Source organism: Celerinatantimonas diazotrophica, assembly GCF_004339545.1.
Taxonomy (GTDB): Bacteria; Pseudomonadota; Gammaproteobacteria; order Enterobacterales; family Celerinatantimonadaceae; genus Celerinatantimonas; species Celerinatantimonas diazotrophica.
In genome coordinates this window covers 69,887-92,400 of record NZ_SMGD01000004.1, presented here as the reverse complement: position 1 = coordinate 92,400, position 22,514 = coordinate 69,887, and the positions used below count along the sequence as shown (strand labels likewise).

At 43.3% G+C, this 22,514-nt stretch carries 18 protein-coding genes, 5 tRNA genes and 4 pseudogenes; 17 read left to right on the top strand and 10 right to left on the bottom strand.

Annotated elements, in window-relative coordinates; translation table 11 throughout:
- The coding region (locus EV690_RS02245; protein WP_165872632.1) for a transposase at window positions 1–132 on the top strand (132 nt) is incomplete at its 5' end.
- A gap of 31 nt (window positions 133–163) precedes the next feature.
- Here the strand turns inward: EV690_RS02245 and EV690_RS02240 are convergent.
- A complete protein-coding gene (locus EV690_RS02240; protein ID WP_131911318.1) occupies window positions 164–1,495 on the bottom strand; it encodes a glutamine synthetase family protein in 1,332 nt (443 codons plus the stop codon).
- A gap of 201 nt (window positions 1,496–1,696) precedes the next feature.
- Here EV690_RS02240 and EV690_RS02235 point away from each other — a divergent pair, with 201 nt between their 5' ends.
- The 9 genes and pseudogenes from EV690_RS02235 to EV690_RS02195 all read left to right on the top strand — a co-directional run bounded on the left by EV690_RS02235 (window position 1,697) and on the right by EV690_RS02195 (window position 6,912).
- The gene (locus tag EV690_RS02235) at window positions 1,697–2,977 is read left to right on the top strand and encodes an NAD(P)/FAD-dependent oxidoreductase (protein WP_131911317.1); all 1,281 of its coding nucleotides are present in this window, start codon (window positions 1,697–1,699) and stop codon (window positions 2,975–2,977) included.
- Window positions 2,978–3,082: 105 nt separating this feature from the next.
- On the top strand, window positions 3,083–3,961 hold the full coding sequence (locus tag EV690_RS02230) for a DMT family transporter (protein WP_131911316.1): 879 nt from the start codon (window positions 3,083–3,085) through the stop codon (window positions 3,959–3,961).
- A gap of 129 nt (window positions 3,962–4,090) precedes the next feature.
- Window positions 4,091–5,053 carry an aldo/keto reductase gene (locus EV690_RS02225; RefSeq protein ID WP_131911315.1) on the top strand — a complete coding sequence of 321 codons (963 nt, stop codon included), beginning with the start codon at window positions 4,091–4,093 and terminating at the stop codon, window positions 5,051–5,053.
- Between the two features lie 144 nt (window positions 5,054–5,197).
- Window positions 5,198–5,274 (top strand) — tRNA-Arg (locus EV690_RS02220).
- 40 nt (window positions 5,275–5,314) lie between these two features.
- A tRNA-His gene (locus EV690_RS02215) sits at window positions 5,315–5,390 on the top strand.
- A 2-nt stretch (window positions 5,391–5,392) separates the two neighbouring features.
- Window positions 5,393–5,479 (top strand) — tRNA-Leu (locus EV690_RS02210).
- Between the two features lie 42 nt (window positions 5,480–5,521).
- Window positions 5,522–5,598: transfer RNA gene (locus EV690_RS02205), tRNA-Pro, on the top strand.
- Between the two features lie 158 nt (window positions 5,599–5,756).
- Window positions 5,757–5,833, top strand: a tRNA-Pro gene (locus EV690_RS02200).
- 593 nt (window positions 5,834–6,426) lie between these two features.
- Window positions 6,427–6,912: pseudogene (locus EV690_RS02195) on the top strand (GNAT family N-acetyltransferase).
- A 22-nt stretch (window positions 6,913–6,934) separates the two neighbouring features.
- Here the strand turns inward: EV690_RS02195 and EV690_RS18355 are convergent.
- Window positions 6,935–7,081, bottom strand: a pseudogene (locus tag EV690_RS18355) (IS110 family transposase); the annotation flags it as partial.
- 318 nt (window positions 7,082–7,399) lie between these two features.
- Between EV690_RS18355 and EV690_RS02185 the strand changes: the two are divergent.
- Window positions 7,400–7,786 (top strand): hypothetical protein, encoded by a 387-nt coding sequence (locus EV690_RS02185; RefSeq protein WP_131911314.1) that lies wholly within the window; start codon window positions 7,400–7,402, stop codon window positions 7,784–7,786.
- A 116-nt stretch (window positions 7,787–7,902) separates the two neighbouring features.
- A complete protein-coding gene (locus tag EV690_RS02180; RefSeq protein ID WP_131911313.1) occupies window positions 7,903–9,117 on the top strand; it encodes a hypothetical protein in 1,215 nt (404 codons plus the stop codon).
- 22 nt (window positions 9,118–9,139) lie between these two features.
- Here EV690_RS02180 and EV690_RS02175 read toward each other — a convergent pair.
- Window positions 9,140–10,061, bottom strand: a pseudogene (locus EV690_RS02175) (IS110 family RNA-guided transposase).
- A gap of 340 nt (window positions 10,062–10,401) precedes the next feature.
- Here EV690_RS02175 and EV690_RS02165 point away from each other — a divergent pair.
- The 3 genes from EV690_RS02165 (at window position 10,402) to EV690_RS02155 (ending at window position 11,837) form a co-directional block, all read left to right on the top strand.
- Entirely contained in the window at window positions 10,402–10,896 is a 495-nt protein-coding gene (locus tag EV690_RS02165; protein WP_131911312.1) for a gamma-glutamylcyclotransferase family protein, read from the top strand.
- A gap of 111 nt (window positions 10,897–11,007) precedes the next feature.
- Window positions 11,008–11,496: a hypothetical protein gene (locus EV690_RS02160; protein ID WP_224054947.1), complete on the top strand. Its 489-nt coding sequence runs from the start codon at window positions 11,008–11,010 to the stop codon at window positions 11,494–11,496.
- The gene (locus EV690_RS02155; protein WP_131911311.1) at window positions 11,496–11,837 is read left to right on the top strand and encodes a TIR domain-containing protein; all 342 of its coding nucleotides are present in this window, start codon (window positions 11,496–11,498) and stop codon (window positions 11,835–11,837) included. Before EV690_RS02160 ends, EV690_RS02155 begins: the two co-directional genes overlap by 1 nt.
- Before the next feature lie 22 nt (window positions 11,838–11,859).
- Here the strand turns inward: EV690_RS02155 and EV690_RS02150 are convergent.
- Window positions 11,860–12,064 (bottom strand): annotated as a pseudogene (locus tag EV690_RS02150) (IS110 family transposase); the annotation flags it as partial.
- Between the two features lie 183 nt (window positions 12,065–12,247).
- On the opposite strand from EV690_RS02150, the gene EV690_RS02145 reads away from it, so the two are divergent.
- Together EV690_RS02145 and EV690_RS02140 are read left to right on the top strand one after the other, a co-directional pair.
- Window positions 12,248–13,018, top strand: coding sequence for a GNAT family N-acetyltransferase (locus EV690_RS02145; protein ID WP_131911310.1), 771 nt, complete (start codon window positions 12,248–12,250; stop codon window positions 13,016–13,018).
- Between the two features lie 465 nt (window positions 13,019–13,483).
- A complete protein-coding gene (locus tag EV690_RS02140; protein WP_131911309.1) occupies window positions 13,484–14,212 on the top strand; it encodes an SDR family oxidoreductase in 729 nt (242 codons plus the stop codon).
- A gap of 261 nt (window positions 14,213–14,473) precedes the next feature.
- On the opposite strand, the gene EV690_RS02135 is transcribed toward EV690_RS02140, so the two are convergent.
- From EV690_RS02135 to EV690_RS02110, 6 genes are all read right to left on the bottom strand, one after another.
- Window positions 14,474–15,325, bottom strand: a complete 852-nt coding sequence (locus EV690_RS02135) for a PRD domain-containing protein (protein ID WP_131911308.1) — start codon at window positions 15,323–15,325, stop codon at window positions 14,474–14,476.
- A 21-nt stretch (window positions 15,326–15,346) separates the two neighbouring features.
- Window positions 15,347–16,807, bottom strand: coding sequence for a glycoside hydrolase family 1 protein (locus EV690_RS02130; protein ID WP_131911307.1), 1,461 nt, complete (start codon window positions 16,805–16,807; stop codon window positions 15,347–15,349).
- On the bottom strand, window positions 16,807–18,657 hold the full coding sequence (locus EV690_RS02125) for a beta-glucoside-specific PTS transporter subunit IIABC (RefSeq protein ID WP_131911306.1): 1,851 nt from the start codon (window positions 18,655–18,657) through the stop codon (window positions 16,807–16,809). The genes EV690_RS02130 and EV690_RS02125 overlap by 1 nt, the downstream gene beginning before the upstream one ends.
- Window positions 18,658–19,240: 583 nt before the next feature.
- A complete protein-coding gene (locus EV690_RS02120; protein WP_131911305.1) occupies window positions 19,241–19,669 on the bottom strand; it encodes an organic hydroperoxide resistance protein in 429 nt (142 codons plus the stop codon).
- A gap of 450 nt (window positions 19,670–20,119) precedes the next feature.
- On the bottom strand, window positions 20,120–20,638 hold the full coding sequence (locus EV690_RS02115; RefSeq protein WP_131911304.1) for a heme NO-binding domain-containing protein: 519 nt from the start codon (window positions 20,636–20,638) through the stop codon (window positions 20,120–20,122).
- A gap of 118 nt (window positions 20,639–20,756) precedes the next feature.
- Complete coding sequence (locus EV690_RS02110) at window positions 20,757–22,505, bottom strand: PTS fructose-like transporter subunit IIB (protein ID WP_131911303.1); 1,749 nt, start codon at window positions 22,503–22,505, stop codon at window positions 20,757–20,759.
- Between the last annotated feature and the right edge of the window lie 9 nt (window positions 22,506–22,514).

Sequence of the window (22,514 nt, the reverse complement as noted above, 5' to 3'; positions counted from 1 at the left end):
CTGGTTGAGAATGCTTTCGCAAGGATTAAGCACTTTCGTTCTATATCAACGAGATATGACAAGTTAGCAAGGAATTACGCCAGTATGGTATCACTGGCATTTACGATAATGTGGCTACCGATGTATTGCTGAATGAAATATGTACAGCAAAGATCAACACGCCCTAGACATTAAGGAGCAAAAACTCCCTTTCCCATGAGCTGATAACCTGAAAGAAAGTTTGATACTCTTTGCGCTTTAAGGCTACATAAGCACTCACAAATCGATCCCCTAAAATGTTGCGCATGTCATCGCTTTGCTCGAGTAGCTCTAATGAATCTTCAACGGTGCGTGGCAGTGAATAAGGCGCTTGAGTTGCATCCCCGACATACATGGGCGTTGGGGTCAGTTTTTGGGTCATGCCTAGATAGCCACATGCTAGCGATACCGCCATGGCCAGATATGGATTCGCATCAGAGCCTGCATAGCGGTTTTCAACGCGTCGTGCGGCGGGTTCCGAGTAGGGAACCCGCAGCCCTACCGTGCGGTTATCGACTCCCCATTCGACATTGGTGGGGGCGGCATCACCGAGCATTAAGCGGCGGTAAGAGTTCACGTTAGGCGCAAAAAAGGCCAGCCCGGCCGGTGTGTATTTCTGCATGCCAGCAATGTAGTTGAGAAACAGTGGGCTATTGGTCCCATCTTCTAGGCTAAATAAATTACGCCCATGTTCATCGGTCAGGCTTTGATGAATATGCATGGCACTGCCTGGTTCTTGCTCCATGGGTTTCGCCATAAAGGTGGCATAGACATCGTGGCGGTGAGCTGTTTCGCGCATGGTTCGTTTAAATAAGAAGACCTGATCGGCTCGCGAGAGTGGGTCACCGTGTAAGAAATTGATCTCCATTTGAGACGCCCCAGACTCATGGATTAAGGTCTCCACATCTAACTGCTGAGCCTCACAATAGTCGTACATATCTTCGAATATCGGGTCGAACTCATTGACGGCATCGATGCTAAATGACTGCCGGGCCGTTTCGGGACGGCCGTTGCGCCCAACTGGTGGCTCAAGTGGATAATCCCAGTCGAGATTGCGTTGGACTAAAAAGAATTCGACTTCGGGTGCTACGTGTGCGAACCAACCTTGTTCAGCATAGAGTTTGAGCACTCGTTTAAGTACCGAGCGCGGGGCAATATCGACCAACTGATTATGGTGGTTATAGCAGTCGTGAATGACTTGAGCGGTGGGTTCTTTGGTCCATGGCACCAGCCGAATAGTTGCTGGGTCGGGTTCTAGCTGCATATCCCGCTCGGTGGGGTCGACCATGCTGTCATCATCGGGCCACTCACCAGTTACTGTTTGGAAAAATATTGATTCGGGCAGCCGTAGACCTTGTTCATGTAAATATTTACGGGCCGGAATGATTTTACCGCGGGCATTACCAGTCATATCTGGAATAAGACATTCCACCTCAGTGATTTTGTGATCGGTAATCCACTTTCTTATGTGATCCATAGTTCCTCGATAAGATGAACGTTGATGAATGCGCTAATTTATCTATCAAACTTGCTCTTAATATCTACACTGCTTATGACAAATGGTCGGTAAGTTAAAAAATTTTCACAATCATTTGTTTATCATCAGTTTAGATAAGTAGCTGTGAACTGGTGAATATTTTTAAGGCGTTTAAAACACATCAACACGCAAGGAGAGCTTATGCAATCGCTTCATGATTTGCCATCTTATTATCAGGCTAGCGCTCATAAAGCCCCTGAGAGTGCGCCATTGCAAACAACGACGCGTGTGGATGTCTGTGTGATCGGCGCCGGGATAACCGGCCTGGTGAGTGCGCTGAAGTTAGCCGAGAAGGGATATCGGGTTGCAGTTGTCGAAGCCAATGAGATTGGTCATGGAGCTTCGGGGCGAAGCGGTGGACAAGCTATTTTTGGCTGGGCGGTTGAACAGCGTAAATTAGAGCAATGGGTTGGTTACGATGATGCGCATCATTTTTGGCAGATTGCACTGGAAGGTCTCGAGAAAACAAAGCAGCGCATTCGTGATTATGGCATTGATTGCGATTGGCGCGATGGCATGGTGCATTTAGCGACGAAACCTGCTCAAGATCGCGCACTACAAAATGAATATCATCAGCTGGTTGAGCACTACGGATATACCAGTTTAGAATTTTGGGACCGGGACCGAGTTCGTGAGCAAATCGCCAGCTCTCGTTATACCAGCGGTATGTACGACAGCAATAGTGGTCACTTACATCCGTTAAACTATACCTTGGGACTCGCCCGGGCCGCTGTAAGCGCTGGCGCTGCTATTTATACTCATTCCCCCGTCATTCAGCTGAGCCCTGGAGCGCTCAATCGTGTCACCACTTTGCAGGGGGCTGTCGATGCGAACCATGTGATCATTGCGGGCAATGGCTATCTAGATGGCGTTTCAGAACAGCTCAATCGCTATATTATGCCGGTTGGTACCTTTATTGGCGCAACTGAGCCACTCACTGCAGCGCGTTGTGAATCGTTAATCAAACAGCAAATCGCGGCTTGTGATATTAATCTGGCGCTTGATTACTATCGGTTCAGTCGCGATCACCGGTTATTGTTCGGCGGACGGGTCAGTTATAGCCGCCGTGTGCCGCGGAATCTAAAAGAGTCGATGCGGTTAAAAATGCTGAGAGTTTTCCCACAGCTTAGTGATGTTGCTATGGAATATGCATGGGGCGGATGGCTTGGGGTGACCTTAAACAGAGCCCCCCATTTTGGTCGATTATACCCGTCCGTCTATTTTGCGCAGGGCTATAGTGGTCATGGGATGGTGGTGGGGGCGATGGCCGGAGAATTGATGGCCGAGGCCGTAGCTACCAATGCCGAGCGCTTTGATATTTTTAGCAAAATACCGCATCGACCATTCCCTGGTGGGCGAATGCTTCGTACGCCCGCATTAGTGTTAGCAATGACTTACTATCGTATTCGTGACGCTCTCTAAGCATTTTTATGGCTGCTTGATTGTTGGTCGGTGATTTCTCCAAATTAGCAAATTGGGTTGGGTGACAGCGCCAATAGCGCTAGACTTCCGCACAAAGGAGAAATTATGAAGAAATATCTGTATTTGACCTTGATTGGTCTTTTGTGGGGGGCTCAGTTCGTTTTTATGCGTCAGGCCGTCGCGGAAATCAGCGATGTTTGGGTGGCCGCTGGGCGTGCAATTACCGGAGCTTTGACGCTCTGGATCTTATGCGCTGTGTTTCGTTTTAAGAGTAAAGCGCGATTCTGGCCAATTTATCTGCTTATTGCCCTTGTTGATGCGACACTCCCTTTTTTGCTGCTTGCTTGGGCGCAAAAGCAGGTTGATAGCTCTGTATCAGCGGTCATTATGGGGATGATCCCTCTTTTAACACTCCTTTTTGCTCCTATTGTTATTGCGGAACGATTGCGGCCTATTGCACTGGTTAGCGTATTACTTGGGTTTGCTGGGATTTGGGTTTTATTTGCGCCCCAACTGCAAGGCGCGGGGAATAGCTTGACCCGTTTTTGGCCGTTGTTAGCGATCTTAGCCAGTGCCGGTTGTTATGCTCTCGGTATGTTACTAGTGAAACGATTTGCGCGTGAATCGCCGCTATTGGTGGCACGCAATATTTTAAGCTGCGCGGCAATTGAACTGGTTGTTGTTGCGCTCATTAAAGCCCCTGCTATAGCGTCTCCCTCGACCCATTCGCTGGTATCGCTTTTGATGTTAGGTGTGTTATCAACGGGATTTGGTTATTTTGTCTTCATGGCTTTGATTGCGCTCAGCGGCCCCACTTTTGCATCGATGAGCAATTATCTGGTGCCGGTGATCGGCTTTTTACTGGGCGGCTGGCTACTCAATGAACGTCCGCCGCATACAACGGCTTGGGCATTGCTATTAATTTTACTAGCGATCGCATTGAATCAGTGGGGACGACGGGTTAAGCGACCTATATCTGTTTAGTTCAAAGCAGTAATTTCGAAGATCGTGAAGTGAGTATAAATTCGCGTAAATATTGTTCGCAATAAGTGATCATTTGATGCTATCTCGTTAAGCTAGAAACGAAAATCTATAACAGTGAGGAAGATATCAATGCGAAACTTAGCATTAACAACGACGCTTGCTGATGTCAGCCCTATTGCTTTTGGCTGTATGGGACTAGGTGGCGATAAAAATTCTGCAACTTTCAGCAATAGTGATCGTTCTCTTGCCCGGCAATGCATTGAGGTTGCGCTGGAGGAGGGGATTAATTTTTTTGATCATGCTGATATCTATTGTAATGGGCGTGCTGAACAAATTTTTGGTGACGTTTTAAAAGAACAGCCAGATTTGCGCGAGCAGATTTATATACAATCTAAATGTGGTATCTATCTGCGCGATGATATTGGGCCGCAGCGTTATGATCTAAGTTATGAACATATTATAGAAAGTGTTGAAGGCTCTTTAGCAAGATTGCAATGCGATTATCTGGATATATTACTCCTGCACCGTCCTGACCCGTTGATGGAACCAGAAGAAATTGCTCGGGCGTTTAGGTTATTAAAAGAACAAGGCAAAGTTAAACACTTCGGTGTCTCTAACATGCATGCCGGACAGATCAGTTTATTGCAAGAGTTCATTGACGAGCCATTGGTGGTCAATCAGCTCGAACTGAATTTAGCCCATCGCGATTTTATTGAAACCGCGGTGACAGTGAATGACTGTCAAGGCAAGAACAGCTACTTTAATGAAGGATTGTTAGAGTATTGTCAGCGTAATAAGATTCAGGTGCAAGCGTGGAGTCCGTTGGCACAGGGACTGTTTGCCAGAGAACCACGAAATGCTGAGATTGCCGCCGCTCAAGAGCGCCTCGATGCGTATGCTTTAGAATATAATGGTACCCGGGAAAGCATCTTGTTAGCTTGGTTGATGCGCCATCCAGCCGGTATTCAGCCTGTGATTGGAACGACCCATGCGAAGCGTATTCGCGCTTGTGCCAAAGCAGCTGATATTGAGTTAACTCGACTTCAGTGGTATTTATTACTCACAGATGTTCGCGGGCATCCAATTCCATAAAAAGTAGAATAAAATTCTGGTGGGGCACATTTGACAATAAAAATTGGCCAAATGGTGTAAAAATCGCACAATTGATAAATTTTTTTGAAAAAGGTCTAGACATAGCCCCTTCAAGTGCATAATATACGCCTCCGCCAGCGTTGAGCACCCGTAGCTCAGCTGGATAGAGCGTTGGCCTCCGGAGCCAAAGGTCAGAGGTTCGAATCCTCTCGGGTGCGCCAGGCAACGCTAGCTACTTTAAGTAGCAAAAGAAAGACAATGGTGGGTGTAGCTCAGTTGGTAGAGTCCCGGATTGTGATTCCGGTTGTCGTGGGTTCGAACCCCATCACTCACCCCATTGCGAAGGTGGTGAAATTGGTAGACACGCTAGCTTCAGGTGCTAGTGGCCTTACGGCTGTGGGGGTTCAAGTCCCCCCCTTCGCACCATTTTATGAGCAATCATAAAATGAGTTTAAGAAGTCTATATGTCGGTGAATAGCGCAGTTTGGTAGCGCATCTGGTTTGGGACCAGAGGGTCGGGGGTTCGAATCCCTCTTCACCGACCACTTCTTCTGTATTGATGTAAGAATTTCTAAGCTTAAATATACGTTTAAGTTCCATCTTAAGGGTGGTGAAATTGGTAGACACGTTAACCACAGTTATGGCGATTTAAGTCTCCTTTCTCGCACCATGTTTATGGATGGATAGCAAGTTATCTATATGTCGGTGAATAGCGCAGTTTGGTAGCGCATCTGGTTTGGGACCAGAGGGTCGGGGGTTCGAATCCCTCTTCACCGACCACTTCGAATTTTCTTCTTATCACTATTTCCTATCATTCCTATTTTATTCGATTGATCTGTTTCTCTTTGTCGCACTTATCCCTTATTTCGCTTTAGCATTCACTAGGCAATGACATCTAACGTTATTCAGCATGACCGTCTGCAATGGCTTCATCTTCCGCAAATGATCGCAATGATTGGCTGTTATTCTATGTTATTGAAATAACTTACCAAAAACCTCGTTACTTTCTAGAGTGATCGATGATTACTGTGATGATGGAGCGAATGAAAGCCCTAAGCCAATAGAGACTGCTATTTTCAGTACAAATGCTGTATCAATCATCCGTATGATCCTTGGGGACCAAGAATATCGGGCACATTCTGTCTTTTTTGCCGCATACTTTGTTTTATAAATATGATTGAAATAACGATAAATCATCATGCTATGAAATATTGTAGAGGAGTTATTGTGCACGCACACTTTGTGACAGAGGTGTATCTGAGCAACAGCATGTATTTATCTAATAATGATCACTATAGGGATCTAGAATAAAAGTGTGCAGGCAGTTTTTGAGTGTGCACAATATAAAAATGTTATGTTCTAGGAGGAAATTCATGATTAGGGAAATCACAAAAGCCGATTTTGAGTCGTTTTGGCCAACATTTTCAGCGGTCATTCAAGCCCAAGAAACTTATGCCTTTGATCCAAATATGACGCTAGAACAAGCATTCGCTTTATGGTGTGAATCTCCCCTGAAAGCTTTTGTTTTCGTAGAAAATGACGTTGTACTGGGTTCTTACTACATCAAGCCAAATGCAATGGGGCCAAGTAGCCATATATGTAATTGTGGATACATGGTGTCTAGCGAGGCTAGAGGCAAGGGCATTGCACGCCTGATGTGTGAACATTCTCAGGAAACTGCCTTAGGGCTTGGCTTTGATGCTATGTAATTTAATAGCGTGGTTTCTACCAATGAAGTTGCGGTGAAGCTGTGGGAAAAGCTAGGATTTCAAATCATAGGTACGATTCCCAAGGCATATAAGCATGCTCACTTAGGGTTAGTTGATAGCTATGTTATGTACAAATGGCTACAAACATAACAAGAGACTATGGCGTCAATAGTTAATTTCTGGCGCTATTGTTATCCCACATTACACCGCCTGTGAGCCTCGATTTTAAGATCATAACCATCTTTCTCATATAGGCAGCTATCACTACTTTTTTGGGTTTTCCTGCCGCAAGCAATCGTTCATAAGTAGCCTTTAGAAGTAAAATGGACACACAGTAACGATTGATTTTCGCAAATTGAATGCCTGTTTTTATGACTTAAGCATTGGTTTAATTGCGCGGTTTGTTATAAAAGTATTAATGAAAGTGTTTTAAGATTAATAATTAATCGGTGTCGCAGCCAGAATAACGTGCGTAGGGAAATGATATAACGCGCATGCTAGAATTTGTGTGTTGAGTGGCAACGGGTTAAGCTTTAAAAGAGGCAGAAAACAGAGTGTTAGAGGTGATTGTTTGAGCTCTTTAGCACCGTGTAAACGCGCATTTGCATTATTAAAATGTTATGTTTAAGGAGAAATAATGTCACCATGGACGTCAGGGATTTTAAGTGGAATATTAGGTATTTTAATCGGTGCTTTTATAAATCATAGGTTTGCAATTGGAAGAGAAAGAGCAAAAGAGTGTAGGGCTGTAATTATTCCATTAAAACAAAAAATCTATGAACATATTAATAATTTTGATTCAAACCCAACACATAAGAGGATAATTCGTTCAGATATTGAAACTATTCGTGTGTATATTTCAGAATATCGATATAAGCGGATTATCAGAAAGTGGAAAGAATATGATGAGTTAATGTGTAAATCTAGCTCTACTGATAATTATGGTCAAGAACAATGGTGTTCTGATTTTGAAAGTAATATAAAGAAAAAATTAATGGAACTGAATTCAGCGATAAAAAAATAAACATAACAAAACGTTCCAATTGACCTCCTACTGTCACGAATTTTGGTTTCCAAAATTAGCGCCAGTAGTCGGCAATTGAACTACACGTCATGAATATTAATATGGACATGTATTCGATGTTTGAAAATGAATCGAAAATGCAAGAGTGGTTGGTCAGTGAGTTGGAAGGTTTGGATGGGTTAAATGATCTAATATCCAATTCTGACTATTTAGATAGCTATGAAGCTGATAGTGAGGAAGCTAGCAAGGTTATTAGTTCATTCTCTAAGTGTGCTAAGTCTCTGAATATATTGGATCTAATATCAGAGGATGAGAACATTTCCATTGAAAGACCTGACTCTCTGAGACCTGACTTTCTTTTCTATTCTGCTGAATCACAGGGAGTTGTGATTGTCGAACTGAAAAATATATCAGGACCGACAAGAGAAGTCGGTACAGAATTATCCGCTTACTCTTGCGAAGTGAGGAGCTATATTCCTTATTTGTCTGAAGGGGACCTATTTCACGTTATAATATCTAACCATTGGCCTACTTTAATGAGGCACTATATATTTCATGATATCTTTTGGGATCAAAAAAATATTATATGTCTCCAACCCCAAAATACTGATGATGGCATTAAGTTAGAAATTATAAGTATTGATTCAATATTGGAAGCAAATGTTGGGTTTAGTATTTCTGAAAGGCACTTGGCGGGTTATCAACTTTGCTTATACGATAATAATCTATATGATCGAAGTGCCGATCGAAGTCGATTAGATAATCATATTGAACAGATGAAAACTGCAATACAGGTGATGTCTTCTGAAGGTCATAGACAAAGATCAAGTGGTTTTGCATTTCTTTGGAAAGACCATTTGGAAATTAGTTTGGCTCCCTACAGCATATCTATTTTCAACATGGCTCCATTCAAATCTATCGAACGTTTTCTTCATGAAGTTAGTAGCTTAGATGATTTAACGGAAATGCAAATGCGATTCTTAAAGCTGACGCAATGGCATGCTCCAACTGGTCAAGGAGATGCTTTACAGAACATTTCAGATTCTGGTAAACCTTTTTTAAGAAAGTTCTGCTCACCGCGTCTAGAAGGATTTCACGAGTGGATAGACTATAAACCTATGATGTTAGATCGAGCAGAGCTTTTGTCTTTTCATTGTTGGGGTATTTTTGAAGAGATGAGAAATATCGTTTTAAAGGAGGAATACGATAGGGGAAATTTATGCTTAAAAGTGGATGACCCTCAGCTGGGGTTGGAAGTGATTAATCGCATAATAAATGATGAGTATGAATTTATAGAAGTAGGCTATCTCGACCTAGAACCATATTCATAACAAACGAGTATGGTGTCAATAATTAATTTTTCGCCATATTTGCGTGCCACATAGTTCCATCTCTGAGCATCGAGTTTAGGATCACAACCATCTTTCTAACGCAGGCAATGATCGCCACTTTCTTTAGTTTCCCAGCCTCAAGCAATCGTTGATATGTGGATTTGAAAACAGGGTTAGATAGCATAGCGGACATCATTGCCATATACAAAACGGTTCGAACTTGAGCACGACCACCTTGGATGATTCGTTTACCTTTGTAGCGGCCACTTTCTCGATTCATGGGAGCGACACCGATTAGAGAAGCTGCTTGTTTATTGGTGATATAACCAAGTTCAGGAACGTTACTGATAATGGCTGCCGCACTCACTTTACCTATGCCAGGAACACTTTGCAGAATGGTATTTTTGCTCTGATAGGTGGGGACTGTTTCAATAAGCTTGATGATTAGGATTTCTATTTTTTCTATCTGTTTTTTGAATAGTGTGATGATTGGATTAATGGTCGAGTGAAGCGATTTGGGAAGTTGTTGTAAACGATTTTTCTCCATGGTTTGCATCGTTAATATTTGATGTCGTCTTGCGACTAAGTCACTCATTAAGCGCATTATTTCTGGTTTTAACTGAGTGAGTTTAGGCTGAATCACTTCGCTATAATGAGCTATTAATTGTGCGTCGAGCTTGTCCGTTTTAGCTCTACGTCCAATTGCCCCAGCAAAGCGTTTAATGTGAATGGGATTAGCAATCACAAAGGGCATTTCAAGGCGACCAGTTGCTTCAATCACAATGCGTTCAGGCTGGTGTTTCTTGATGATTTTGATTGCGTCTTTAATGCCTTTATCATCATTGGGTACAGTGAAAAAAATCTAGCGGTCGGATGTAGATATCAAGATTTGCTTTGCCAGTATCAATACCGACATGAATGTTTTGAAGTGCGTTTGTATTCATAATAAGCTAACTCATGCTTGCGTCATGCGGGTTCGAGACCCGGTCGAGTATTCGAGTTTGATGCTTGGAGTTCTATGTCGCGTTCATGTTTGTTATCGGTCTCTCGATAGAGGAGCCAGAATTCAATCGAACTACAACATAGAGAGCTTTAGTTGCAGCTAAAGCTTGGGTCTCACTTTACCCTAATTTGAGTAGTTATTATCCATACAAACTGTTCAAGAGGGATTCGCAACGCATGGCATTTTTACTATGCGTTGGTTCAAGTGTTTAAGGTGGTATGCGGCGGCTTTGGTATTGCGTTGCTCACCCCTTAACAGGGCGTTAACTGTTCAGGAGAGTCATGCACTACTTCGCTTACGGATCTAATATGTCACTTTCTCGACTAAGGGAAAGAGTTCCAAGTGCCGAGACTATAGGTTACTTTACTCTTAGTCATCATGACTTGAGGTTTCACAAGTCGAGCAAAGACGGTTCGGGGAAATGTGATGCATTTTTCACCGCTGATTCGGAAAGTGTCATGTATGGTGTATTGTTCAAAATTGATCCTGCTCAGAAACCTGCATTAGATAGGGCTGAAGGCCTTGGATATGGATACGAAGAAAAAGAAGTAACGGTAACAGCCGATGATGGAACTCCAATAACTGCTATAACTTACGTTGCCACCAAAATCGATGAAACATTAAAACCTTATTCTTGGTATGTAAATCACGTTCTGATAGGTGCACATGAGGCATCGCTTCCACAGGATTACATTGATATAAAAATCAGATCGGTTGAAGTGATCGAGGATAGTGATAAAGAAAGGGATGCAAAGCAGCGAGCCATATACAGTTAACAAGGCTAGCAACAGAAACGGCTTTTTCGTTGCGGCTTCGCCTTCACTACAAAGCCGCACGTGCTGGCTGCGTTAGCTTTCTCTCCGTAAGCAATCAGATATTATGTGGCTATGAGTGAGGTTGGAGATTTAATTTCAATGAACAGTGAACTAGAACAGCAAGAGTACAAACGCAATGCAACTGACGAGATCGATTGGATTGAGATCACGCAACTTCATGAAGCGACTTTGAAAATTAGTCAAAACTGTTTTGAGTTCAAAAAATTGTGTGTAGCTCTAATTGGCGTTGCGGCTGTGGCACTAGGTAAACTTACATCCAACAATCTTGACCCATCATACTTCATTGTACCTTTGTTGATTTCCTTTGGTTTTTGGATCGCAGACTTTACAGCTTATTATTTTCAGCGTGTAACACGACGTCGAATGAATACTCGATTGCAGGCAATTGCAAACAGAAATGAAGTTACTGATACTGACATTCGTCCAGTTGAAGCTAGCTGGATTAGTTCCATGTTTAACTTATCAATGACACTCTACTTCGTTTTAATGACTCTGTCTGTCTTGGGCTTAGTGCTATTGTTGAAAGGTGTTATATCGTAATGAATATATTTATTAGTTATACACTTATAGACGAAGAGGTCACCTTTGATTACCTCAAGGCAGTCTCAAATATTGTATCAGAGTATGGGCAACCATTTGTTGATGTCTTTGATAACCAAGCTACTGATAAACAAAAGTTTGTTATGGATGCTCTAGATTGCTCAGATCTAGTAGTGTTGATTTCCACAAATTCAATAACTAAATCACAATGGGTTCAGACAGAAATCGATAGAGCTAAAAAAAATAAAACTCCTATTATTCGGGTCTCTTTAACTTCTAGTTACGATAATAGTTTGAAAAATTTAAGAAATGAGCTTGAGGCTGTTGTTCCAAAAACATAACAAACGAGTATGGCGTCAATAGTTAATTTTTCGCCATATTTGCGTTCCACATAGTCCCATCTCTGAGCATCGAATTTAGGACCACAACCATTTTTCTAACACAGGTAATGATGGCCACTTTCTCGATTCATGGGAGCCACACCGATTAGAGCAGCTGCTTGCTTATTGGTGATATGGCCAAGCTCAGGAACATTGTTAATCAGCAACGCCGCTACGATTTTCCCCATGTGAATAGGATGGGTGTCCTGTTATTAGTTATTATCCATACAATAAATTTAAGAGTGATTCACAACGCTTGGCGCTTTCACTCCAAGTTAGTTGAGTATTTATGGCACAATGGTTTAAGTAAGGTGGTCGCGTTGTTCGCCCCTTAATTTGGCGTTTATATTTCATTCAATATTGAGGATACGATGCAAGATAAAAGAGTCAAAGACGTATATAGCTCTTACTTCCAGTTTAATAATAAGCGAACCCTTTCAACTGATTTGGCAAGTGAACTCTCTTTGGTTGAAACGGAAGAATGCTCTGTTTTTGTGGATAAAACACGCAAGTATGATAATCAGATGATCATCCATGGCGCTTGTAGCGCAGAAAACTTAGAGCATCATCTGAAATTGTTTAAAGATAGCTTTTCACCTGAGGTTTCGATTGAGCCAAAGGCCATGACAAACGATCTGAAAGCATGGTTATCAAGCCATAAGTTTGTACCAGCTTATGAGCATGAGTTTCTTGAACTACGGGTATCAGACTACGCAGTGTCCAAAGCGGTTTCAGATCGCGTATCAGTTGAACGATGGGCTCAAGACAATGTTGATGAATTTTTGGCTTTGCTCAAAACGTCAGGATTAGAGTGTACGGACGAAATCTGGGAGAAGAAGCGCTCGCTATATTGTACTGATACTTTTCGTTGCTATGTTGCAAAAATAAATGGTAAGCCATGTGCTTGGGCAACGAGTTTTATCGAGAATGAATATGCAATATTAGCTAATGCCTACACACAAGAGAGCTATCGTTCAAATGGATGTCAAACGGCATTACTGAGAGCTCGAATTGAAGATGCCATATCTTTAGGTCTCAAGGTGGTTTTAACCGATGTAATGCCCAACAGCACGAGTAGTAAGAACTGTAAATCAGTAGGATTTAGTAGCGTTGGTGTACGAAGCGTTTGGTGTAAAGACTAGCAATATAGCAAATCATTCAACCGTGACTCGCAACGCGTGGTAATTTTGGTTTGCGGTGAGTTTTGTGTTTATAGCGCAATGCTGCAGCTTTTGTATTGCGTTGTTTACTACTTAATTGGGCCGAAGAAGGCAGGATAATTACTTAACGAAGTAAAATTTGGCGAAGGTTTATGACCGTTTGGGCAAATAGTTACACGCTCATAACCCTTGGCGCCCAAACCAGTAAATCCTGAATCTCGCCAGTGATCTTGCGGGAATCATGCAAAAAACCGAGACACTGCTTCGCTTGCTCGCGAGGTTCATTTGGACTTCGGATCTCGAAGGTGTCTGGATTTTTGAGGTACACCCGAACGGAGAACAGCTAGTTATTATTTCGGCAGCAGCGGGCAGTTCTTTTGCAATCAATCAAAGCTAACCAGGCCATTCACCGGATGGTAAGCATTAGACATAGCGGAGCATTAATATATGAACTCTAAACGGATCGCACTTATCACCGGAGCAAACAAGGGCATTGGCCTGCAAGTATCACGAGAACTTGCGCTGATGGGGTATACTGTCCTGATTGGCGCTCGCTCCAAGCCTCATGGGACTGAAGTCGAAAAAAAATTCACCGAAGAGGGGTTAAGCGCTGTATTTGTTCCGATTGATGTCACCGATCACAAGACGATCGAGGCAGCAGCGAGTCTGATTGGCGAACGTTTTGGCAGGCTCGATGTTTTGATCAACAATGCAGGTATTGCCTTAGACGGCGGAGTGCCGCCAAGCCAAGTAAGCATGGAATTACTTCGGAAGACCTTCGAAACCAATGTGTTTGGTGCTTTCGCGGTTATACAAGCCATGCTGCCATTACTTCGCAAATCTGAAGCAGGACGAATCGTCAATATGTCATCTGGACTTGGGTCGTTGACACAAAACAGTGATCCAAATTACGAGTTTGCACATGTGAAACCGCTCGCCTATAACTCATCCAAAACTACGATCAACGCATTTACAGTTCAGTTAGCCTATGAGTTAAAAAACACGGCCATTAAAATCAACTCGGCGGATCCCGGCTTTACCGCGACTGATCTCAATAATCACAATGGCACACGCAGCGTGGAGCAGGCCGCACAGATCGTCGTGAAACTCGCATCTTTGCCAGAATCTGGTCCAACAGGTGGATTTTTTGATGAAAATGGACCGGTGCCATGGTGACAATGTCCCACTAGGGTTTGCGGAGGGTGGCCAAGACGGCCACTCCCGGTGAAGCCGGTCGATAGGAATAACTGCGAAAAAAGACGATTTAGTTGCGTTTGGCAATAGAACTGGTACCCCTTGGCTGGATAACAATGTGTCCAGGGGCGTCGTTATTATGATTTTTCGCGAAACCATGATAACAGCCCCATTAGCTGTTTACTTTTCATACCACACAGAGCAACTCGCTCTATCTCTATATTGGTAAAGCCTTACCAACCTTCAATTATGTTTTGGAGCAATCACGTTGATGAGTCGATTAATATGAACTGCAAGATATGTAATTTCTTCGTTCGATATATTTTCTTTGTAAGTCTCAGAAATGTAATCACGGATTTTAAAAGCACCATTCATCGCTTTTGGATATTTAAATTGTAGATGCTCAAACAAAAGGGTTTCATTATCTTGCAGCATTTTTCCAGTGAAGAATCGTTCGACAAAAAATTTAACGTGCGTAATAAATCTTGTGTAGTGAATATCTTCTAGGGATATATCACCTCCTACAGTGTATCGAACAATATTTACAATTTTCCCTACCAGATGCGCATATTTAGTACCATTAGCATCTGTACTATCGCCATTTTGCGCATTGATAATATGGAACGCGACATTCGCTGCTTCATGTTCTGGCAGTTCAAGATTGAGACGTTGATTGAGTAGTGAGACGGCATATTTACCGATTAAAAACTCTCTACTGTAGAAAGTTTTTATCTCCCAAAACACTCGGTTGGTGATCGCGATTTTATTGTGAAAACGTTCAACCGCAAAGTTAAGGTGATCCGTCAAACTGAAATAAATAGCATTATTTAACTTTTGACCTATCACCTTTTCTGCGTAAGTTACTATCTCTTGGGTTAATTCGAAGTAAACCGCAGGGATCGAATCTATGCTATCAAGCATTTGCTTGACATAAAGGTTGTCCACCGGCATAAAAACTTGGCTGACATCATCATACTTGATTTGTGACCCTTCTTTTTTACCGTAGCCAATCCCTTTACCCAGCAAAATCATCGGTTGACCATTCTGTTCAACCAAAACCACGCTTGAATTGAGCGTCTTCTTTATGGTTAGCATAGGTTCCCTGTTGATGCTCACTTACAGTGATGAGCCATTTGTTTTGATAACATCTTTATACCAATAAAATGAATCCTTTTTAAGACGTTGTAAGGTCCCATTACCGTCATCATCTTGATCGACATAGATAAAACCATAGCGCTTAGACATTTGTGAAGTACCGGCACTGATTAAGTCAATGACTCCCCAACTGGTATAGCCAATCAGATCCACTCCCAACTCAATGGCCGCTTTCATTTGTTCAAAGTGTGCTTGGAAATAAGCAATGCGATAGGGGTCATGGATTTTTCCATCCACCACTTCATCTTTGGCGCCCATCCCATTCTCCACAATCATAAGCGGTTTTTTATAACGGTCATACATTTCAAGCAATGAGATTTTAAGACCAATCGGGTCTATCTGCCATCCCCACTCGGTCGATTCTAAGTAGGGGTTTTTCACGCCCAGAATGGTATTGCCGGCGGTTGTTTCTAAATCATCACGAGCAGATTCAGTTAACGACATATAGTAGCTAAATGACACATAGTCGACGGTATGCTGTTTAATAATGTCGAGGTCCTGTGGTTGCATGTCGATATGGATGCCTTCCAATGCCCAAAGGCGTGTGGTCAGAGATGGGTACTCACCAAAGACCTGAACATCAGCATAAGATAGGTTTTCTAGGTTTTTAAGCAGCGTCTTTTCGACATCTTGCGGATGACAAGTATTGGGATAAGTCGTCAGCTTGGTCAGCATACATCCCATCTGACTTTCCGGAATCATCTCATGGCACGCTTTGGTGGCCAGAGCCGAAGCCACAAACTGATGGTGCAAAGCCTGATAAATCACTTCTCGCTCTTTGCCTGCCGGGCACTGATCTGCAATGATACCGGCTGTCGTAAATGGATGACGGAAAATACTGTCGATCTCATTAAATGTCAGCCAGTACTTCACGTACGGTTTAAACGCTTCAAAACACGCTTTACTAAAACGCACAAAGTGATCAATGACTGCGCGATCATACCAGCCGTTATTTTTGACCGCTAAGGCGAGCGGCATCTCATAGTGAGAAAGCGTCACAATGGGTTCAATGTTATTCTTTTTTAATTCTTCAAATACATTGATGTAAAACTGCACGCCTTCCATATTTGGCGTTTCTTCTTCACCGGTAGGAAACAGGCGTGTCCACGCAATTGAAAGGCGTAATGCTTTCAGTCCCATTTCACCAAACAGGGCGATATCTTCTACATAATGGTTATAGAAGTCGATTCCCCGACGCTTCGGATACATTTGATCTGTCTCATCTTGCATGGCTTTGGCAATGAAGTCCGAGGAAATCACCATGTGGCTGTCATAATCCTTTACATCAACATTTTTCTTGTAAGTGGCCATATCAGCGACGGAGAGCCCTTTCCCCCCTTGATTCCATCCGCCTTCGACTTGGTTCGCTGCAACAGCACCGCCCCATAAAAACCCCTCAGGAAAACTATTCATGTTACTCATTACGCTAACTCCTCTACCATCATAATGACATCTTGATTTTTTACTTGATTATTATTCATAACTGGTTGAATTTTATATTCATTTGAGTTGGTGATTACACAAACTACCACCGTGTCATAACCACTTTGTTCGATGTTCTCTCTCTGGAATTTAACCAGTGGCTGGCCGGATTTGACTCTTTCACCTGACCGAACCATCGGTTCAAAAAACTTACCTTCTAGCTGAACGGTATCGAGACCAATATGGAAAATAATCTCGGCACCGTTATCAGCGATGAAATTAACCGCATGACCTGTTGCATAGATACTTGTCACAACACCGTCAACGGGCGCATACAATACGTTGTCATCTGGGATAATGGCGATACCATCCCCAATCAATTTCGCGGAAAAAACATCATCATTCACCTGCTCGATAGGAATGACTTCTCCTGATATGGGTGACTTAAAAGGAAATGCTTTAGCTGCCTTTTCAGCGGTTGCTACCGGTTCAGCATCGTCTTGTTGCTTGGTTCCATCGTCTGCATGCCACAAAATCAAGGTCGAAAGGAAAGCAGCAAAGAACGATATAGGGACTGAGATAAGCGCATAAATAAGGTTCATTGAGTTATCTGGCGAAGTAAACATCGAGATACTCGCAAGCCCTGGGCCGACAAGGGCGAACGCTTCAATCCCAAACAGTCCCATCACCGCCCCACCGATAGCTCCCCCGATCATGACACTATACAGAACCCGTTTGTGCAGTAAGGTAACACCATAAATAGCCGGCTCTGTAATACCGAACAATGCTGAGATCCCCGCTGAAATTGCCGTAGAACGTAAGCCGACATCCTTTGATTTGAGAGCAACGGCAAAGCTTGCCCCCGCTTCTGCAATATTGTGAGCCAGAGATGCAGGAAGGTATAACACCTCTTTGCCGAATTGGCTCATAGCGTTAACAGCGTAAGGGATCATCGCCTTATGCATTCCTGTCGCTATCATAAAAGGTAGAATGGCAGCCAATAAGGCAACCGCAACAAATCCCAGCGTATGAAAAATAGCAAGAATGACAGTAGACATACCTGTCCCGACGGTATATCCCAAGGGGCCTAGCAGCAATAAGGTAACCGGAACGGTCACCGCTAAACAGACGAGTGGCACGAAAAAGACCCGTATTGATTTAGGTGCGTAACGCGTCACCAGACGTTCCATTTGAGAATAAAATAACACGGTTAAAATCGCAGGAAACACCTGATATGCATACGGAACATTCTGAAGTGATATTTCAAAAACCACCGCGCCAGAGGCAAGCAGCTTCGTCATACTCGGGATAAGCAAAGCGCCAACTGCAGATACCGCTACGATAACATTGACTTTGAGCTTCATCGCCGTTGTGATGGCAACTAAAATTGGCAGAAAATAGAGCGGCGCACTCCCGATAGCATCGAGTATGGCATAGGCCGTTGACCCTTTCTCCATCCATCCAACGCTAACCAAAAGAAGCAGTAATGATTTTAATACGCCACCACCGGCCATGGCGGGAATGAGCGGTTGGAAGATACTAATGACGAAATCGAGCACTACGGCTGACCATTTCTTATTTTCTTGAGCACCTTGCGAGCCAGTGGTATCGCCGACAAGCTCTCTAAGCGCGTCATAGACCTCGATCACTTCATTACCGATAATGATCTGACACTGCCCGGTATTTCTCACGCCAATCACCCCTGGAACAGATTCCAGTGCTTTATAATCGGCTAAAGAATCATCAACAAGGGTCAGCCTAACTCTTGTCGAGCAGTGAGTCAGGTGAGAAATATTCTCTTTCCCTCCAATCTGTTGGAGTATTCCCTCTGCAGTTTTTATGTAATCCATAACACATCGCCTTTGCGTTTTATTTAAGCAAAAAAAAGACCCAAACGAGTGAACACTAGTGTCTGTTCACTCGTCTGGGTCCTGCCTGCTTTACCAGTTACATGCCCGAAGCAATTTGTCCCGTAAGTTAATGTTAAGTAGAAATTTTATTCAATTTACAAAAATGAAATACCAGATGAACCTCAAACAATTTAGCGATATTCATTAGATTAATATGATGGTAATCACATTTTATGATTTACTAAGCTGGTGTTTTTTCAAGCGAGTTCAAAACACCGCTAACCAAAAATCGCAGTGGACACAGATAACACCTGATATTCCTGGTTTTGAGTCTTTACTGGTGGTGATGGGTAGGCGCGATGGCATCAGACAATGATGAGATAGAATGCTCAAGCTATCAATTGCTATGGTTTCGTTGTGTTTTAGCTGTGAAGCGTGGGCTTAAAGTAAGTTAAGATGGCTTCTATGCTTAATAACAGCGGTTACAGAAGCCATGTAAGTCGTGACAATGAATGACAGTATTCATTCAGGCTTTGGAGCCTGTAAACTGTTAACGAACCACCTATAAAAAAGTCCCTAGGTTTTATTCCGCAACCGTCAGTGTTACGTCAATATTACCGCGAGTTGCATTTGAATAAGGGCAGATCTCATGGGCTTTATCGATGATATTTTGTGCAATACTGTGTTCGACTCCTGGGATATCGACTACTAATTCAACCTCGATACCAAACCCTTCACCGATAGAGCCGATCCCCACCTTACCTGTCACTTTAGTCTGGGCGGGGAGTGCTACTTTTGCGCGAGATGCGGTCAACTGCATCGCACTTAAAAAGCAGGCTGAATAACCAGCTGCGAATAGTTGTTCAGGGTTTGTGCCGTTACCCCCTTTACCACCGAGTTCTTTAGGCGTTGCAAGATTTAAATCTAATGCGCCGTCTTCTGAGCTGGAGTGCCCTTCGCGGCCGCCGGTGGTGGTTACGCTGGTCTGGTAAAGTACTTTTTCAATGGTCATCGTTTATTCTCCTGAATATATAGGATATAACTCTGTTTTAAATGTTCTACCTAAAATCAGCTTCTTTCGCTGGGTTTAAGCATGGTGTTAATAAATGAACTCTTTGCGCCGCTTAGCAAGCTTTGGCCGCTCACATTGATTGGCCTAAGCATCGGTCATCTGTATCCGAAAATGCCGTGCCTTGGTGATTAAGTGCTCAAATCATTGCCTTCCCAATGTTGAAAGGGCTTACTCATGACTCAATACTTATCTCTTTATTAGAGCCCATGGTTTAAGCGCACACGAAATCTACTTGTGAGGCAATATCAAGCACCTTCAATTGACTCTGTAAATCGTGCTGATACATCGCATCGTTCATGTTGTGATATCTAGTAATTATAAAGATAGCACACAATTTAATTGTTCACTATCTTTATGGCGAATATTATATGATTCATTCAGAGTCATGCGTTAATTAGGTGCTCCCATCGTAAAACGGGCATGGTTTAAAGCACCATCAATCAATTGTTGGTGAATGGCGATTGGTTCGGCAAAGTAGTTGCTACAGGCTTTTAGAAAACCATGGCAAACATGAGCAAAAGGTAACGAGGATTGATAATCGAACACTAATAATGTTGGGGGTTGCCATTGAACCACTGTGAAGCGGGGCGGGGGATTGTCAGCATAAATATGACCGATTTCAAGTTGTAAGGGGGTATCAGGGTGACTGAAAAGCTCGAAGCAGTCTTTGGCGTTATCGAGCAGATCAGGGTGTTGTTCAAGCAGATACTGAAATAATACACGGCCAAATTGGCGTTGCAGTGCGTTACTATCGAGTTTGAGTTGGTGAGCAAGCTCATCCAATACCTGAACCGGATGTTGATAGTGGCTGGCTAATTGTTCGAGGTCATAGCTTAGTAAGTCAGATTGACCATGATATTGTCGCAAATCAATGCGTAGCATCTGCTCAAGCGGATCCATCATCACCATGAAAAAACTCCATTAAGGTAATAACCTTAACTTTAATCATGAATTAATTGGTGGACTTTGTACAGATTTAAGGTGGAAACAATAGCCTGAGCGTGAGCTCAGGCTATTAAAGCGAAGGTTAAATAATTGACCCGCTTGCAGGTTTGGCAATTGAAGTGGTATCTGGTTTGCGGAAGAAGGCATAAATAATACCTGTTACTGCAGCACCGACTACAATTGAGATTAAATAAAGCAGGACGTGATTGATTGCATGTGGAATCGCTAGAACGAAGATACCACCATGCGGAGCCATCAGTTTACATCCAAAGTACATTGATAGCGCGCCTGTAATTGCGCCCCCAATCATGTTGGCTGGTATTACGCGTAATGGATCTCGTGCAGCAAATGGAATTGAGCCTTCAGTGATAAAGCACAGTCCTAGCACAAATGCGGCTTTACCAGCTTCGGTTTCTGCTTTGCTGAACTTCCGGCGGGCAATCACGGTAGCGATAGCCATACCCAGAGGAGGAACCATACCTGAAGCCATAATTGCAGCCATTGGCGCATAAGTCTGAGAGGCTAACAAGCCAACACCAAAGGTATAGGCCGCTTTGTTAATTGGGCCACCCAAGTCAAAGCACATCATCAATCCTACAACGATCCCCAACAAAATTGCGTTTGCTGAGCCCATGTTTTTCAGGAAGTGAGTCATGCTTTCCATCAGAGCCGCAGTAGGTTTGCCCACGACGTAGATCATGACAAGGCCGGTAACTGCGCTGGCAAGCAGAGGAATAATCAAAATTGGTTTCAGTGATTCAACACTTTCTGGCAATTTAATGGCTGTAGCAAAAAACTTAGCCGTGTAACCTGCGAGGAAACCAGCAATGATACCACCGATAAACCCGGCACCGAGAGTGCTTGCGAGTAAACCACCAATCATACCAGGGGTTAAGCCAGGACGGTCAGCAATTGAGTAAGCAATATAACCGGCGAGCACTGGGATCATCAGTTTAAAGGCTGTTCCGCCACCAATATCCATTAATGCTGCAGCTAGAGTGCCTTTTTGTTCAAACGCATGGATCCCAAAGATAAATGAAATCGCAATCAGCAAACCACCGGCAACGACCATTGGCAGCATGAATGACACACCTGTTAACAAGTGTTTGTAAGGCCCTGATTTTTCTTTTTTACCGCTACCACCGCTCGTTGCGGCACCAGAGGATGAGCCAGACTGAACAGTAGCATTTGCGACTGCGTCATCCAGTACCTGTTGAGTTTTCTTCAATGCTGAGCCAGTTGAACAGTGATAAACTTTTTTACCGGCAAATGGTGATCGGTCTACTTCAATATCGGTTGCCAGAATCACTAAGTCTGCGTTGGCAATTTCATCATCTGTAAGTTGATTTTTGGCGCCAACACTGCCGCGAGTTTCAACTTTAATTGTCCAGCCACGACGTTGCCCAGCTTGTTCGAGGGCTTCGGCAGCCATGAAGGTATGCGCAACACCTGTTGGACAGGCTGTTACGGCAACCACATTAAGATGATCCGAACTTTGTGCTGGTGCGACCTGTTGCGGTGCTTCAAATGATTTTGCATCACTATCAAGTACTGCCTGAGGGTCAGCTAAAATTGTATCAATACTGCTTAAAACAACATTTAGCCCGTTTAATCGGGATAAATCCACATTGTGATTTTGCGGAACAGCTAGAATCACCTTATCGCACTGAGCGAGCTGTTCGGCGGTTAATAACTGAACGGGTTCAACATTAGAATGACACTCAACTAATGTTTCAATACCTTGTTTTTTCGCCTTTTCTTCTAAGCGTCTTGCTGCCATAAAGCTTGTGGCGACACCCGCAGGGCAGGCGGTAATAATGGCTATTTTCATCCTTTGGCT